Genomic DNA, 16,547 nt, shown 5'->3' with positions numbered 1-16,547 from the left:
AAGGTTCGAATCCTTCTGCGTTCACATCAAAAGCCACTCAAATCGAGTGGCTTTTTTGTTTTGGGTTATATTGGTTATTGATGATTTCTTTGTTGAAAATCAATTATTCTTGATTTGAGCCATTTCTAGAAGCTTGTCTATTTTATTAGGTATAATATAAAATACCAAATTTCTAGTTATTGCCGACAGGTTTTCAAATGCAACAGCGCCCAAATAAGAATCTGCAAGATTAAAACTATTTACCTGCCAGTTTTTACTGTTTTTTATGAGACTGAAATCAATTTTATGCTGTCCATCTAAACTTGGAATTTGTTTAAAATCTTCATCGATGCCTTTTCCTAATGCTTTTACAAACGCTTCTTTGCGTGTCCATGAAGTATAAAAAGCATGTTTTTTATCAGCTGCATTTTGAATCTGCAAAACTTGATTGTCGTCAAAGACATCAGGAAGAAGGCTTGTAAAATTGAAATCTTTAGACATATATTCAATATCTAATCCAACATTTTTTCGCGAAACTGCTATAGCTGCAAAGTCTTCTGAATGCGAGAGATTAAAAAACAACCAAGGATGTGAAGCCAAATATGGTTTTTTATTGAATTGATAATCCAGATAAATATGCTTTACATTCAATTTGGTGTGGGCTGCTAAAACAAACTTTAAAATTGATCTGTATATAATGAATCTGCTTCGGTCTATTTCTTTAAAAAAACGCTGGGCTTTCTTAAGTTCTTTAGAAGTTAGAAACTGAGATAAATCAGATTTTAGTTCGATAAAATCAGGCAGATAGATGGTGTAAATGATTATTTCATCAGTATCTAATGGTGCGAGTTTACAAGGAATCAGTTTTATGTCCTTTATCGTTGAATATTCAATGACAGGTTTAAATGTTCTCATGTTTCTCATCTAAAATGTCCTGAAGTAAACGCGCTAATACTTTGTCATTTGGTGGTGCTACAATATCTAAATGATTACCAGAGATATTATGAATTGTAACGCCTCCTAATGCTGCTTTTTTCCATCCCAAATGTGTTGGGTCTAATTTGTAATTAGCGTCATCTTTTGATCGAAATAAATCAACTTCAATGTTTTGTGGTTTTAAGTGGTAACGGTCTACGATCTTTTTAACCATGCCATCGGCTTCTATAAATTGCTGAAGAGCTAATTCTTCCTGCTCAGTCATTTCTTTTTTCTTGCCAAAATGTCTTTGTAGAATGTATTCTTTTTTTCCATTGATACGCATTTTAAAAGCTTCCCAGCTCAATAACATTTCTTTTAAAAAATCCAGCCTTCTGTGTGTAATATCGAAGTATCTCACAAGTTGTTTTCGCCTGTAATTTCCATAATAATAAGAAGAATCAACATAAGAGTCGAGCAGTGCGGTCAAGCTTACTTTTTTCCCCTGTGCTTTCAATTGGCGTGTCATTTCAAAAGCAACAATACCTCCAAAAGAAAACCCTGCTAATGCGTATGGTCCTTTCGGGTTTACTTTTATGATTGCATCTATATAATGAGCAGCCATGGCTTCAATTGATTCGTACCATCCGTCAAAACCTTTAGGTTTAGTTCCTTGAATACCATAAATAGGCTGGTCTGGGTCAAAATGTTTGCTTAAATTAATGAAATTTAAAACATTAAGTCCTGCTCCATGAACGATAAAAAGTGGCGCTTTGTTTCCCTGCGGTTTTATTGGAACCAGACAATCCGAATAAATTTCTGTGCCGGTGTTCAAAAGTTTTGCAAATTTTTCTACTGTCGAATATTTGAACAATGCTGATAAAGGAATTCGTTTACCGGTATGCTTTTCAATTTCAATCATAACCTTAACGCCTTTGATTGAATGTCCGCCCATTTCGAAGAAATCACTAAAAATATCAATGTTTTCTATATTTAAGCTTTCTTTCCAAATGGTGGCAACTATATTTTCCTCTTCTGTTCGAGGGGCGGTATAAGTTACTTTTTTGTTTACTTTATATTGCGATAATGCTTTGCGATCGATTTTTCCATTAAGCGTTGTTGGTATTTTCTCGATTAAATTAAAATCATGCGGAATTAACTGCACGGGTAATCGTGAGGCTAAAGCTTCGCGCCATTGCGGTATTTGATTTTCTGCATTTTCTAAGCTGTTATCAGGTACTATATGGGCTATAAGAAAATTTTCATCGGCTAATACGACCGCAGCTTTTATGCCGTCAAGTAATAACAAAGCTTGTTCGACCTCGCCGGGTTCAATGCGATGACCTCTAATTTTAACCTGCTGATCAAGACGTCCTAAACATTCAATTTCATTGTTGGGAAGTATTTTTCCTAGATCACCTGTGCGATAAATAACATCTTCTTTATTAGAAGAAAATCTGTTTTCAATAAATTTTTCAGATGTTAGCTCTGGTCTGTTCCAGTAACCTTTTGCAACGCCATCACCTCCAATAACAATTTCTCCGATATTTCCAGGTGCAGCAAGCTGACCATGTTCATCGATTAAATAAATTTGTGTGTTTCCAATTGGTTTTCCAATAGTTATCAATTTATCGTCAGCTTTTATTTGTTTTATAGAAGACCATATTGTGGTTTCTGTTGGGCCATAAACATTCCAAAGAGTATCACATTTAGACAAAAGTTCTCTGGCTAGATCTGCAGGCATTGCCTCACCGCCGCAAAGGGCTTTAAGTGGTAATTTTTCAGACCAGCCAGAATCTAAAAGCATTGACCAGGTTGTTGGTGTTGCTTGTAAGAAATTAATATTTTCACGTTCTACTAATTCTAGTAAAAGTCTTCCATCTCTGGCTGTTTCATGATCGGCTATTATTAATGTCGCACCTTTAATAAGCGGGAGGTATAATTCTAAACCTGCAATATCAAAAGATATAGTGGTTATAGATAGTAATCTATCATTTTCAGTAATGCCAGGTTCTAAAGCCATGCTGCAAAGAAAATTCACCAAATTTTTATGGGTAATAGGAACACCTTTTGGGTTACCAGTTGACCCAGAGGTATAAAGTACATACGCTATATTTTCTGGACTAACGGTTTCAGGAAGCGGTAATGTTGAATATTCATCTAATGAATCCATTGCATCTTCTATAAAAAGCGTTTGCGGCCATGATGGCAAAGAGGCGAACAATGTTTTACTGGTTAATAAAACTTTCGCACCCGAATCATTGAGCATGAATTCTAAACGTTCTTTAGGATATTCTGGGTCTAATGGTAAATAGGCGGCGCCGCATTCCATAATGGCTAATAATGTATAAACCAGTTCTGGACTTCTTGAAAAAGAAACCGCAATAAAATCACCCGATTCAACTCCTTGTGCTTTTAAATAATGCGCCAGCTGATTTACTTTTTTATGTAATTCCAGATAGGTAGTTTTAGAATCGTGAAATTCTAAAGCTATATTATCAGGAGTAATTTCTGCTTGTTTTCGAAGTAATTCAATTAAGGAAACGTTTGGATAAGGCATTTCGGTATTATTCAGCTCACTATAATCTGCTAAATAATTACCTCCTGTAAAATCGGATAATGGATTATCTGCATTGTCTATGATTTTATGGAGAATTTCTTCAAATGATGCCATCATCTGAATTATAGTTTCTTCTTTGAATAATGTTGTATTATAAGACCATTGAAATGAAGGTCCATCTTTGGCTTTAAAAATATGCAGCTGAATTTCAAAAGTTCCAAATTGACGTGGATTTACTTTAAGTTCGTGCGAAAGACCTGCAAATGAAAATTCCTCTTCTATAGTTCGATTCATATCAACTGTAAGTATAACTGGAACTAGCGGAATTCTTGAAGGATCTCTGGCAATGGCAAAACTTTTTAATAAATGACCAAAACTAACCTGCTGATGTTCATAAGCATCAAACAATTGAGAATTTCTTTCTTTTAAATAATCTGAAAAACTAATTTCTGAGCTGATTTTACTTCTGAGCGGCAGCAGATTCACACAATCGCCAATCAATTGGCGCATGTCGTATAATGTATTTCCCGAAGAAGGAAATCCTACGACTAAATCATGCTGGCCAGTAATTTTACATAAGAATACTTCAAATGCTGAAAGTAGAGTGGTAACCAAACTGCAGCCGGCACTTATTCCTATATTTTTTAATTTATTTATAATAGTTTCATCTAGAGGAAAATCAATACGGCTGCTGTTATAGGTTCGCAAAGGAGGTCTTTCGAAATCTAATGGCAGTTCAATTGTAGGAACCGATTCTTTATAAATATTAATCCAAAAATTTTCTAAAGACTTATATTCACTGCTTTCCATAAACGAATTTATTCTTTCGGCAAATTCGCTAAAAAGTTCAGGTTCTGGTAGTTTTGGTTCTTTGTTTTCGATATATGCAGAATAAATTGTACCCAGTTCTTCTAGTATTATGTCAATACTTAATCCGTCGCCAATTATATGATGGATTGTTAAGGTGGCTAGATATTCAAAATCATCAATTTTAAGTAAGTTAACTCTAAATAAAGGACCATTGACAAGATCAAAAAGAGCATTAACTTCTTCTTTTATTAAATTATCTGTAGAAAGTTCTTTTTCAATCGCTGACAGGTTAGAAAAATCATTATGAGAGATTTCAAAGTTGACATGGCTGTAGATACACATAAAGCGGCCGTCTGGACTAAATGTTGCTCTCAAACCTTCATGACGCTGTACTAAAGTTTGAACGGTCTTCTCAAATTTATCTATTACTAAATTGCCTTTCAGTTTAATAGATACAGACAAGTTGTAAGCTTTATTGGCATCACCTCCGCCAAAAATACAATCTGTCCATATTTCTTGCTGCGAATTTGTGGTGTAAATTACGCGTTCAATTTCAGGTGAAAATGGATTAAATTGAATTTCAGTTTCAGTTTCCATTTCTGTTTGTATTTGAGGTTGATTTTTCATTACTACTCTGTTTTAAAGGTAATTGTGCAGTTTTAAATAGATAATTTAAGATGCTAATTACTAGTTATTTCTTACCTGTTTCTTATAACTTGATCTTCACAAAATTTCCATTTTGAGTAGGATCTTGTATAAACCATGCCGGATTTCCGTTTTCATCCCGTCCCAGTTTACTGCCTTGAACAGGAGGTTCATTTGCCATTATTGTATACTTTTTTTCAGCCGTATTATTCTCATTCGAATGTTGATTGTTGAGTTTTGAAACATCAAAAGACTTTTCTTTTTTATGAGCTCCATTCGTTCCGTTTGTTTCGACTCCATTTTTAGTATTCAATTTAATGGGGTCAAAATGTTCTGCCTTTAGATGTGTAAATGAAGAATTTCCGTTTGTAGAAGAGCTTTGATAATTTTGTAATTGATCTACTTTCTGACTCAAAAGATGAATTTGCTGTACAATTTGTTCTAACGAAATTTGATTTTGATTGGAAGATAATTGTATGTCATTTGAAGAAATATTAGGTTTAATAGTTTGGTCAGAGCCTATTTCAATTTGCTTATTATTACTATTGATTGAATGCTCTTCGGGTAAATTAAGTTCTATATAATCGGCTAATAATGATGGCGTTGAATAACTTTCGTTAAGCTGTCTAAATGTGATTGGTAAATCAAACTCTTTTTTCAATTTTCCCGATAACTGAGTAAGTGATAAAGAATCTAATCCCAATTCTAAAAAACTGTACGACGCTGAATCTGAATCGTATGTTATGCCTGATGCATTTTTAATAATCTCTGAAATTTTAAAGAGAATAGATTCTTTTTTAGAATCATTTGACGAATTGTTTATGTTATCAGATTCTATTGAAATTGCAGGTATTTCTTCTTGGATTATTGATTTTTTGACTATTGTTTCAATTGTACCTAAAGGTTCAATCCAGCAAGGTTTGCGATCAAAAACATAACTAGGTAATTCTATTTTGTATCTTTGCTGTTCCTTGTAAAAAGCTTTCCAGTCTGGGTTTATACCTCTCAGCCATAAATCGCCTAAAGTATTTAATATTGTAGCGTATTCATTTTCCTCTTCGTCTTTTGGAAAAGTCAAACTAGGAAAAGCAGCGATGATTTTTCCCGCAGCCTGTTGACGTGCGAGAGTTGTTAAGGTTTGTCCAGGACCAATTTCGAGTAAAATAAAATCATCTAACTCGAATGCTGTATTCATAGCATCGGCAAATCGAACTGTGTTTTTTAATTGATTAACCCAATACATTGAATTTGTCGCTTCTGTATCTGTAAGCCAAGTTCCTGTTGCTGTTGAAATAATTGGCAGGCGAGGAATGTTTAATTTTATTTTTTCTATTTCATTCTTGAAGTTGTCTAAAATCGGTTCCATCATGAAAGAATGAAATGCATGACTTGTATTAAGCAACTTGTTCGGAATTTCTTGAACATCAAGCTCCTGATTAAAAGCAGCAATGTCTTCTTTTTTACCCGAAACAACACAAAACTGATTTGCATTTATGGCAGCAACAGAAAGTGTATCAGGAATCAGTTCGTTTAATTTATCAATAGAAACTCGAACAATAAGCATGGAGCCGCCGGGAAGTTCGCTTATTAATCTTCCTCTTACGGCAACTATGTGTAATGCATCTTTCAAACTTAGTATTCCTGCTAAATGTGCAGCTGCAAATTCGCCAATACTATGACCGCAGAGAAAAGTCGGTTTTATTCCCCAGCTCAGCCATAACTGCGATAATGCATATTCTGTGACAAATAAAGAAGGCTGTGTTAAACGAGTATCTTTTAGAAGTTCTTCTGCTTCGTTCGATTTAATGTGTGGATAAATTATATCACGTATATCTAGCTGCAACTCGTCCATTAAAAGCTCGGCGCATTTGTCTACAGCGTCACGATATACTTTTTCATTGTCATAAAGTGTTTTACCCATTTTTACATATTGGGAACCTTGACCTGGAAAAAGAAATCCAATTTCGTTAGGGACACTTTTTAATAAAGAGGTTTTAGAACTTTTTGTTTTTAGGCAAAGTAATTTTTCGGCAGCACTTTTTGTAGAATCTGCTATTAAAAAACTTCTATGGTTAAAGTCATCTCTCGTTATATTCAAAGAATAAGAAATGTCTGCTAAAGGAATTTCTTTTGATTTGTCAATAAAATGTCCCAGCGCATTTTCATAACCCAATAAACTGTTTTGGCTTTTTGCAGACCACATTAATATTTCAAGTGGTCTTCCAGCTGAAGATATTAAAGGTTTCGCTTCATATTCTTCAACAATGGCATGAACATTTGTACTGCCGATGCCAAAAGAACTTACGCCGGCTCTTCTTATACTGTCTGCTTTCCAATCAATTAATTTATTGTTGATGTAAAAAGGACTATTGTCAAAATCGATATTCGGATTTGGTTTAGTGAAATTAACCATAGGCGGTATTTGCTTATAGCGCATTGCCAATAATACCTTGATTAATCCTGCAACTCCGGCGGCAGCTGTAGTGTGACCCATGTTGCTTTTTATAGAACCTAATGCGCAATAATTATTTTTTTCTTGTCTGCCGTAAGCAATTTTAAGTCCTTCAATTTCTATCGGATCACCAATTGGAGTTGCAGTACCATGCGCTTCCATATAACTAATTGTTGAAGGTGATATTTGAGCATCATTAAAAGCATTAATTATTGCTCCCGCCTGACCTTTAGGACTTGGTGCCATAAAACTGCCTTTGTCTCCTCCGTCATTATTTACGCCAACTCCTTTAATTACACCATATATAATATCGCCATCTTTTTCAGCTTCTTCTAATCTTTTAAGTACAACTACTCCGGCTCCGTCACTAAAAACAGTACCTTTTCCAGAAGCATCAAAAGATCGGGTAGAACCGTCGGGGCTTTTAATAAATCCATCATCGTAAAGGTGACCGCTATTAATAGGTGCAGTAACGCTCGATCCTCCCGCAAGAGCTATATCACACATGCCAGTTCGTATGGCTTTTACGGCTTCCGCAACTGCTAATAGTGAAGTAGAACATGCGGAATGTACACTAACAGATGGTCCTTTTAAATTTAAATGATAAGAAGTACGCGGTGCAATAAAATCTTTTCCATTTACGGTATAGATCTGTAATTCGCCAATTGAGCTTTTTAGTTCTTTGTTGTTAAATATATTGTTTTCGTAATAAGAATTGATTTCACTGCCAGAATATACCCCAATGCTTCCTTTATAATGTTTAGGAAGATGACCGGCTTGTTCCAGCGCTTCAAATGATATTTCTAAAAATATTCGAATTTGAGGATCCATAGCTGCGGCAAGCTGCGGATTTAATCCAAAGAAATTTGCATCGAACGTTTTTGCAGAAGGCAGAATTCCTCTTGCGCCAATATAAAGCGGATCTTTACGAAGGCTTTCGGGTAAACTGCTGTCTAATTCCTCTTTTGTAAATAATGAAATTGTTTCTTTTCCATCTCTTAGATTTTCCCACAATTCGTCTATGGTATCAGAACCAGGAAATCTTCCGGCCATCCCAATTATTGCAATGTCTGGAGAAGTTGTTTTATTAGTTTCCTTAAATTTAAATAAGTCTTCGTTGGCAGTATCGCTGTTATTTTCTTCTAAAATAGCTGCAAGTTCTCGAATTGTTGGATGAATATAAATTTTAGAAACAGGTACATCTTTCGATAAGTGCTGTTTCATTAATGTAGTTACTTTTTGTGCTAATACAGAGCTGCCACCCATATCGAAAAAGTCATCATCGATTCCAATACTTGATATTTTCAATTCTTCGCTCCAGATTTTTGCAATATCTTTTTCTAATTGTGTGTTTGGTTTCTTAAAAAGAGGAGCAGAGTCTGGCCTATTGTATTCAGGAACGGGTAAATTCTTTTTGTCAATTTTTCCATTTGGAGTTATCGGGAAATCATCAACCCAAATGTATTTAGAGGGTAGCAATATTTCTGGTAAAACTTTTGAAAGCGCTTCGTGTATTTGTTTTTCATCTTGTATTTGTTCACTAGATTTTAAATAAGCCACAATTTTGTCTTCATTCCCAAAGTGATTGCTGACAATTACTGCAGATTGTTTTATGCCAGATAAAGTATTTAAAGTAGCTTCTATTTCACCTAGCTCAATGCGGTGACCTCTAATTTTTACTTGATGATCTATACGTCCTAAACATTGAAACTCTCCATTTGGTAAAATTTTACCTAAATCTCCAGTACGATATAAAATTGAATTTGGGTCATTAGAAAACGGATCTGTAATGAATTTTTCGACTGTAAGTTCTGGACGTTTCCAGTAACCTTCTGCGACTCCGTCTCCGCCAATAACTATTTCTCCAATTGTTCCTGGTGTAACGATTTGACGCTGTTCATCTAATAAATAAATTTGTGTGTTTGCAATTGGCAGTCCAATTGTTATTAATTCATCATCAGCATGAATTTGTTTTACGGCAGACCAAATAGTAGTTTCTGTTGGGCCATACATATTCCAAAGAGAATTGCATCTCGAAGTTAGCTGGCGGGCAAGGTTCAAAGGCAGAGCTTCGCCGCCGCAAAGTGCTTTTAAAGCAAGCGGAGTTTCCCAGCCAGAATCAAGCAGCAACTGCCAAGTAGTTGGTGTAGCTTGAAGTATTGTAATTTGTTTCTTTTGCAAAAGATTCAATAATAACTGTCCGTCACGAGTAGTTTCATGATCTGCAAAAACGACAGCGGCACCTTTTATTAAAGGAAGAAACAATTCTAATCCTGCAATATCAAATGAAATAGTGGTAATAGACAATAGTTTATCTTCTTCACTTATGCCTGGTTCAATCGCCATGCTGAAAAGAAAGTTCACTAAGTTTTTGTGGGTTACAGTTACACCTTTAGGTTTTCCGGTAGATCCAGAAGTATACATCATATAAGCAACTGCTTTTGGATCGACTGAAATAGAAAGCGGTTCTACAGCAAATTGTTCTAATGAAGCCAATACATCTTCGATCACTATATTTTTGGATGAATTTGGCAGCGAGCCTGAAAGTGCTTTTGTGGTAAGCAGAAAACTAGCTTCAGAATCTTCGAGCATAAATTCCAGACGTTCAGCGGGAAATTTTGGATCTAAAGGCAAATAGGCAGCTCCACATTGTAAAATTGCCAAAAGAGAAGCAATTAAATTTGGGCTTCGATCCATAGACACAGCAACAATTTGTCCAGAAGATAAACCTTGAGCAGCAAAATAATGAGCTATTTGGTTTACTGTTTTTGCTAATGCGCTGTAGGTAATCTTTTCGTTTTCGAATTCAAGTGCTATTGAATTGGGAGATACTTCAGCTTGTTGTGCAAAAAGCTCGTGCAGCGGACGGTTTGGATATTCCATTTTTGTCCCTTTTATTCCTTTTTCTAAACTATTGTTGTTAGGTCTTTTCATTTTAAATTATATTAAAATTAAAGTTAAAGTTTGAGCAAAATAATATGATAATATTAGCGTTGGGACTAAAAGAACAGAATTTAATTTGTTGGCTTACAGTTTATTAGTAGGAAAAGATTACATTTTTTTATTTGCATTTCTGCTTGGTTAATAAATAGATGTAAGAATTTTGATTGGTTTTAGCCTAAATATTGTCTTTATATTAAAATAGTATTTACAGCTTATTATTCAATAAGTTGATCAAAAAAAGGAAAAATATTTCATTAATACTTGCATTTTCTATATAAAGCTATTATTATCGATGAAAAGCATTTTTTAAATTAAAGAAGACATAATTTATCAAAAATTGATGATAGCCTTTCATCGTTATTTTTCATTTTTTAACATCCTTTTTGTGTCAAATTCTTAAATTTTAAAAAGGAATATGATTTAGGTTAATTTTTTCCTTTGAAAAAAAAATATTTTGGAGTTAATCCATTTATTAAAAGAAATAATTAATTTTATATTTTTGATTAAGTGATTTAAAATCAAATAGATATATGTTAATTAAATGAATTATGTTTATTTGCATGCCTAATAAATGTGAATTATAAATTATATAGACAGCTGTATTGAAGATTAGATAAAACTGATGTTCTTATATAATTTATAAAATATTGCAGCGTTATTTCATAGATAACATTCGTTTCTATTGCGAGCCAAAAACATTTAATCTTAATTGTTTCGTGTAGTTAAATTTATTTTCCCAAATTGTTTTGTTAACCATCAAATTAATTTTTTTAACTTTTTCAATGTAAGTAAAAAGTCATTAAAATACTACATTTGGTGCGTTTAATCGGAATTAAATTTAATTATATCGATTAATTTTTGAAATTAAATATTTTTGCAGTATAAACAAAATATAGGATATAAACTGTGAAGTATTTAAGAGCGAAATATACTAACCTACACATAATTGCACTGTTTTTCATTCCTTTTTTAGGAATTAGTCAAAGTACGCCGGCCAACGATATTATGGAAACCATAATTACATCTGGAAGTAATGCGACTGGAAGTTCTGGAACCGTTACCTACTCAATTGGACAAGTATTTTACACTTATATAGGAGAAGAATCTGTATATAATGTTGCTCAAGGAATACAGCATCAAGAAAAAGATGCCAATTTAGGCACTCCAGAAGTTGACAAACCTACAACAGAAATATTCGTTTTCCCAAATCCAACAATAGATTTTGTTACCGTAAGCATGACCGGATTAGAGCTGGAAAGCGGTCAAAGGTCCTACAAGCTTTATGATATTCAAGGCAGACTTTTAAAACAAAACACAATTAATCAAACTGAAGCACAAGTCAGCTTTAGTTATCTAAGTCCATCTATTTATATACTTGTGGTGTATAATGACAACAAAATTTTGAAATCTTTTAAAATAATAAAAAACTAAAAAAATAAAAAGAGAATGAAACTGGCATATACCCTTTTATTATTATTTGTGACTGTTACGCTTAAGGTATTTGCACAATCACCTGAGAAAATGAGCTACCAGGCAATTGTTCGAGCCCAAGATAATAGTTTGGTTGTTAATTCGAGAGTCAGCCTTCGAATTATTGTGCATCAAGGCACTGCAACAGGAACTAATGTTTATCTGGAAACACATTCTGTTACTACAAATGCAAATGGTCTGGTTTCTCTTGAAATTGGTACAGGAACAATTGGTACAGGAGATTTTAGTAAAATCGCTTGGGATAAAGGACCTTATTTTATAGAAACTCAAGTAGACGTTAAGGGAGGATCTAATTACAATATTACAGGAGTTACCCAGCTTTTGAGCGTACCTTATGCTTTGTATGCAAAAACAGCAGGAGGAACATCAAGTACTCCATTTAGATCAGCAATCGTTTCATTGACTTCATCCAGAAACATTGCGGCTGGAGATGTAAACAATACAATAGAATGTACAGCTTCATCTACATTAACGCTGACTTCTGACTTTGGAAGCATGGCAATAGGTGAAACTATTAATCTAGAAGCACACAATGGTGCTGTGCTAACAATACAGGCGGCTTCTGGTGTAACAATTAATTATAATGCAGCTGGAAGCGGAAAGTTTACTAGTACTGCTGGAAATGTAAGGTTTGGATTTCTTAGAAAAACAGGCACAAATTCCTATATTATATCGGGACAATGAAACATCTAATTTACTTTTTACTCGTTTCAACTGCAGTTTTTTCACAAAACTATCATTATGCAATTGATGAGGCGCCGGTTAAAACTCCAGAAACTCCAGTTGTTAATAATCAGCAGGAAGAAAACGACTATTTTAATGCTTATTTATTACCAGTTACCCAAAAAGCAACTCTTCAGCAGGCTTTAGACAAATATGGTTCAGTAAGATTAGAAAAGGGAGATTATTCTGGCGTGGACATTGTCATGAAAAGTAATCAAAAATTATACGGACATCCGTCTTTAAATTTGTTTTCTAATATTACAATAGCCGCAGGAAGTACTGGTGTTGTTATAGAATACCTGCTTCCAGCCGATAAGACAATCACGCTTCAGGCAGGAGGAGTAATTTCTAATTGCACTTTAAAATCAATTAAATGGGCAACTTTAAAAGCTACAAATGCAACGTTTGAAAATAACTCATTTATAAATTTTGGAGGTCCTATATTAGTAGACTGTAGTCAGTCGGGTTATTTTAGAAACAATAAATTTATAAAGCATCAATCTGGCGGAGTAGCTACAGTTCTTACTATGAAAGGAAATTCAACAACTCCTAGTTATGGTAATGTACATTTGCATACTAACTTTTTGACGCCTCACGCCAATACAACAGAAATGGATAATTTAAAGTCTGCTACATTTGTTGGTATTGATGCTGAGGGATGGAACCTTGAAGGAAAGGGAACTTTTGCAATGTTTAAGGCCAGCAATATGGGGAATGTTAAAATTACCGACTTAGGTGGTGGTAATAATTATTCTGCAGTTCGTACAGGAGCTTTTGATATTGATGCTGCCAACGTTTCGATATTGAATAAAAAACTTACCACAGAATTTGATGTAATCTCAGCAAGAACCAATATGACTATGATAGGTGCTGTAGGAGGATACAAAAGAGGAAGCGGAACTGTAACAGGATATGATCTCTGGGGAAATGTCGATACGAGTAATTCTATAAAATATAATGGTGTTGAACAAACAGCAGCAATTGGCAATTCGACTGTAATTTCAAATTTAAGCAGTTCTATTTTAGGAACAAAATACACAGCGTGGGCTCGACCAAACTGGGAAACTTTACCAGATCCGCTGGGTGTAAATTGGAGAAACGACAGAAATGGTAAACCCGATAGTACAACCTATATTCAGAACTTAATTAATAATGCAGGAATCGCAGAACTTCCAGAAGGTGTTTTTTATATTAGTTCAACTTTAAAAATTCCTCTTGACAAACTTCACGGAATTACAGGAAAAGGTACTGGTAAAACAGTTATTGTTGGTTTAAAAGACGATTTTCCTTTAATATCACTTACAGGCGGTCAGGATGCTAATTTTGTATTAGCACATTTAACGCTTCAAGGTGGAAGTACAGGCGTTTATTCGTCACAAAACTACGGAACACAACATATGGCTTATGTGTGGCTGAAATATGTAGTGTTTAGAGATCAAACTAATGGAATTCATCTGGATAAAATGATGGGATTTGATAATAATTTCCTAGACAATATTTCTTTTGTAAACTGTGGAAAAGGTTTCTTTCAAGATCCTCTTGCAGGTGGTGTTTCTGACAATTCTAGCTTTGTTGACAAAACAATGTTTTACAGAAGCCAGTTTATTAATTGTACCACAGCCGTTTCTATGCTAGCGACAAGGGCAGATAATTTAAATGCCTGGGTAAATTGTAAATTTAGCGGCGGACAAAATGCACTTGCTTTAGCATCAAACAATTATCCGCTGGTTGCCAATAGTGATTTTACGGGCTACACAGGAAATTACACTATAAGCAGTGGAGAGATTTCTTTGTACAGTGTTAATTTTTCTGGTAATTCAAATACAAAATCAACCATTAAAGCTATTACAACCTTTATAGAAGGCTGTAATTTCTCTGATGCTGCTCCAATATTTTCATCTGTTTTATACAACCCGGTTTACGCAAGTATATTAAACTCGACAATTACAAGTAATGTAACTGCTCTTGCGGTTGATGGAGATTGGAATAGTAAATACTCCGCTATATTTATGAATAACGATTTTAAGTCAAACTCAGCGCTTAGTAAATTGTTAGTCAATGTAAAAGAAGGAGTGTCAACTGTAATTATCAATACAACTTCTAATCCTTATCCGCAGTTTCTGGTAACTCAATAAGCATAATATTTTATAACTCCATCCGTTAACTATTAAAAAAGCTTTTAAAGCCGACATTAATAGTTAACGGATTTTTTTTGTTTGAACTCTTCATCAGAATCTTCTGATTTCTCTTTTTCAATGTAACTATGCAGCAATTACGTTCCTGAAGTGCGTAGAATTACGTGATTATTATCTTATAAAATAAGGATTTTTGAATATTAGGAAGCACTTTTTGGAGCCTTAAAATGTAACATGTTGTATTTTATCGGATTTTAAAATACGTTGAACAGATTTATTATTAAATAGTCGAAACATTATATATTTTTGATCAAAATTTAAAATGAATGATAAAGAAAAACCGTCATTTAGCTTTAAACCTTATTAATAATTGAATAGTTGTCGTAAAAATGTGTTTTTTTTACAAATAAGACAAAAATAACGAATGACTTACTGTCAAGATTTAGTAATTGTTCTAACAGTAACTTCAAATAAGATTATTTATATTTTTTATTTTTTACTTTTTATGAAATACAGTGTATACGAAAATATTAGAAAGATAAGAGAATTAAAAAATTTCACTAGGGAATATGTAGCTGCTGAATTAAAAATGAGTACCAGCGGTTATGGCAAAATTGAAAGAGGCGATGTTGATTTAACGGTCTCTAAATTAATCGAAATTTCAAAAGTTTTAGAGGTCTCAATAGAGTTCATATTTAAATTTGATGTATCCATTTTTTTTAGTGAAACGAGATAGAATACCCATCGCAATTAATTATTAATCAAACTTTAACCAATTAGAATTAGTAATAAAAAATACGATTATGGAAAATTACTATTTAAAAATTAGAGAGTATCGGTTGCAAAATAATCACACCCCCGAGTATGTTGCAATTCAAATGGAAATTAGTGTCAAAAAGTACGAAAAAATCGAACAAGGAATGGTCGATCTTAAACTATCAAAGCTAGACCAATTAGTAAAGATTTTAGGAATCAAAAAAAGCCAGATTTTTCAATTAGATAATTAATTTTCAAAACGCAATCTTCATTTTGAAATTTTAAAAAAGAGTTTACTTAAGATCATCAGGGATATCTTAAAAAACTCTTTTTTCGTTTTATGATTTATGCTTTACTTTTAAAACGTACCCTAAAGATTCTAGAATTAAAACATAATGTGTTTTTGTAATATCTTTTACCACTGCATTTTGATCGCAGAAAGGACCAGAATTCAAATGAATTTTATCTCCAATTTGGTATTGCATAACAGATATTTCTGAGGCTGTGTCTCCAGTATTAAGCCATTCTTTAATAGTTTCAATTTCTTGATCCTTTACAATAGCATGTCTTCCAAGCCAGAATAAAAATCGCACTACTCCAGGAGAATGAAATACTAAGTTTCTATCTTTTTCTGCTAATTGTACAAATATGTAATGATTAAACAATGGCACTTCTACCTTTATTTTCCTATCTGATCTTTGTTGAATTTTTTTAATCACAGGACAATAACAATTGATATTAAACTTAGTTAATTGTTCTGCGGCTCTTTTTTCCCATTTAGGTTTTGTGTATACTACATACCATTTCATAATCCTTAATTTATTGTATTTGTAAATTAGTTGTTTAAAATAGCTTAAGCCGTTATATTGGTAATTCTCTTTTAATGGATAATAGTCTATACATTGATTGGTGTAAGCCAAATGTTTTCCATTAAATTATATGCTGCAGTATCTGGAAACCATCATTAAGATACGATATGGTTTTGTATACAAACTAAGATGTAAATTTAATTCGAGGACACTAAAATTACTGATGGTTTTTATGCTAAAATTTCCTTATTAAGGACATTTAGCAACAAAAACGAAATTTCTCATCAGCCGTATTATCATAATTTTATCTTAAATTATTGTTATAGACA

General features: G+C 33.4%; 9 protein-coding genes. 5 read left to right on the top strand and 4 right to left on the bottom strand.

What is annotated here, in order from left to right; translation table 11 throughout:
• Nucleotides 1–99: 99 nt before the first annotated feature.
• The 3 genes from ASE40_RS08675 to ASE40_RS08665 all read right to left on the bottom strand — a co-directional run bounded on the left by ASE40_RS08675 (nt 100) and on the right by ASE40_RS08665 (nt 10,295).
• The gene (locus ASE40_RS08675) at nt 100–894 is read right to left on the bottom strand and encodes a 4'-phosphopantetheinyl transferase family protein (protein WP_057116553.1); all 795 of its coding nucleotides are present in this window, start codon (nt 892–894) and stop codon (nt 100–102) included.
• Nucleotides 881–4,891 carry a non-ribosomal peptide synthetase gene (locus ASE40_RS08670; protein WP_057116552.1) on the bottom strand — a complete coding sequence of 1,337 codons (4,011 nt, stop codon included), beginning with the start codon at nt 4,889–4,891 and terminating at the stop codon, nt 881–883. Before ASE40_RS08670 ends, ASE40_RS08675 begins: the two co-directional genes overlap by 14 nt.
• 82 nt (nt 4,892–4,973) lie before the next feature.
• Nucleotides 4,974–10,295: a type I polyketide synthase gene (locus ASE40_RS08665; protein ID WP_057116551.1), complete on the bottom strand. Its 5,322-nt coding sequence runs from the start codon at nt 10,293–10,295 to the stop codon at nt 4,974–4,976.
• Between the two features lie 915 nt (nt 10,296–11,210).
• On the opposite strand from ASE40_RS08665, the gene ASE40_RS08660 reads away from it, so the two are divergent.
• The 5 genes from ASE40_RS08660 to ASE40_RS08640 all read left to right on the top strand — a co-directional run bounded on the left by ASE40_RS08660 (nt 11,211) and on the right by ASE40_RS08640 (nt 15,660).
• Nucleotides 11,211–11,735, top strand: a complete 525-nt coding sequence (locus ASE40_RS08660) for a T9SS type A sorting domain-containing protein (RefSeq protein WP_057116549.1) — start codon at nt 11,211–11,213, stop codon at nt 11,733–11,735.
• Nucleotides 11,736–11,750: 15 nt separating this feature from the next.
• Nucleotides 11,751–12,479 (top strand): hypothetical protein, encoded by a 729-nt coding sequence (locus ASE40_RS08655; RefSeq protein ID WP_128414958.1) that lies wholly within the window; start codon nt 11,751–11,753, stop codon nt 12,477–12,479.
• Complete coding sequence (locus ASE40_RS08650) at nt 12,476–14,653, top strand: hypothetical protein (RefSeq protein WP_057116546.1); 2,178 nt, start codon at nt 12,476–12,478, stop codon at nt 14,651–14,653. Before ASE40_RS08655 ends, ASE40_RS08650 begins: the two co-directional genes overlap by 4 nt.
• 505 nt (nt 14,654–15,158) lie before the next feature.
• Nucleotides 15,159–15,389 (top strand): helix-turn-helix transcriptional regulator, encoded by a 231-nt coding sequence (locus tag ASE40_RS08645; RefSeq protein WP_144219045.1) that lies wholly within the window; start codon nt 15,159–15,161, stop codon nt 15,387–15,389.
• Between the two features lie 67 nt (nt 15,390–15,456).
• Nucleotides 15,457–15,660, top strand: coding sequence for a helix-turn-helix domain-containing protein (locus tag ASE40_RS08640; RefSeq protein ID WP_057116544.1), 204 nt, complete (start codon nt 15,457–15,459; stop codon nt 15,658–15,660).
• An 87-nt stretch (nt 15,661–15,747) separates the two neighbouring features.
• Here ASE40_RS08640 and ASE40_RS08635 read toward each other — a convergent pair whose 3' ends face one another.
• Nucleotides 15,748–16,218, bottom strand: coding sequence for a UpxY family transcription antiterminator (locus tag ASE40_RS08635; protein ID WP_057116543.1), 471 nt, complete (start codon nt 16,216–16,218; stop codon nt 15,748–15,750).
• Nucleotides 16,219–16,547 lie beyond the last annotated feature (329 nt).

This window comes from Flavobacterium sp. Root935, assembly GCF_001429295.1.
GTDB lineage: Bacteria > Bacteroidota > Bacteroidia > Flavobacteriales > Flavobacteriaceae > Flavobacterium.
This window is presented reverse-complemented; position numbering and strand designations above follow the sequence as displayed.

Coding starts and splice junctions, on each gene's coding strand:
- ASE40_RS08675 (WP_057116553.1), bottom strand. CDS start 894: ATGAGAACATTTAAACCTGTCATTGAATATTCAACGATAAAGGACATA.
- ASE40_RS08670 (WP_057116552.1), bottom strand. CDS start 4,891: ATGAAAAATCAACCTCAAATACAAACAGAAATGGAAACTGAAACTGAA.
- ASE40_RS08665 (WP_057116551.1), bottom strand. CDS start 10,295: ATGAAAAGACCTAACAACAATAGTTTAGAAAAAGGAATAAAAGGGACA.
- ASE40_RS08655 (WP_128414958.1), top strand. CDS start 11,751: ATGAAACTGGCATATACCCTTTTATTATTATTTGTGACTGTTACGCTT.
- ASE40_RS08650 (WP_057116546.1), top strand. CDS start 12,476: ATGAAACATCTAATTTACTTTTTACTCGTTTCAACTGCAGTTTTTTCA.
- ASE40_RS08645 (WP_144219045.1), top strand. CDS start 15,159: ATGAAATACAGTGTATACGAAAATATTAGAAAGATAAGAGAATTAAAA.
- ASE40_RS08640 (WP_057116544.1), top strand. CDS start 15,457: ATGGAAAATTACTATTTAAAAATTAGAGAGTATCGGTTGCAAAATAAT.
- ASE40_RS08635 (WP_057116543.1), bottom strand. CDS start 16,218: ATGAAATGGTATGTAGTATACACAAAACCTAAATGGGAAAAAAGAGCC.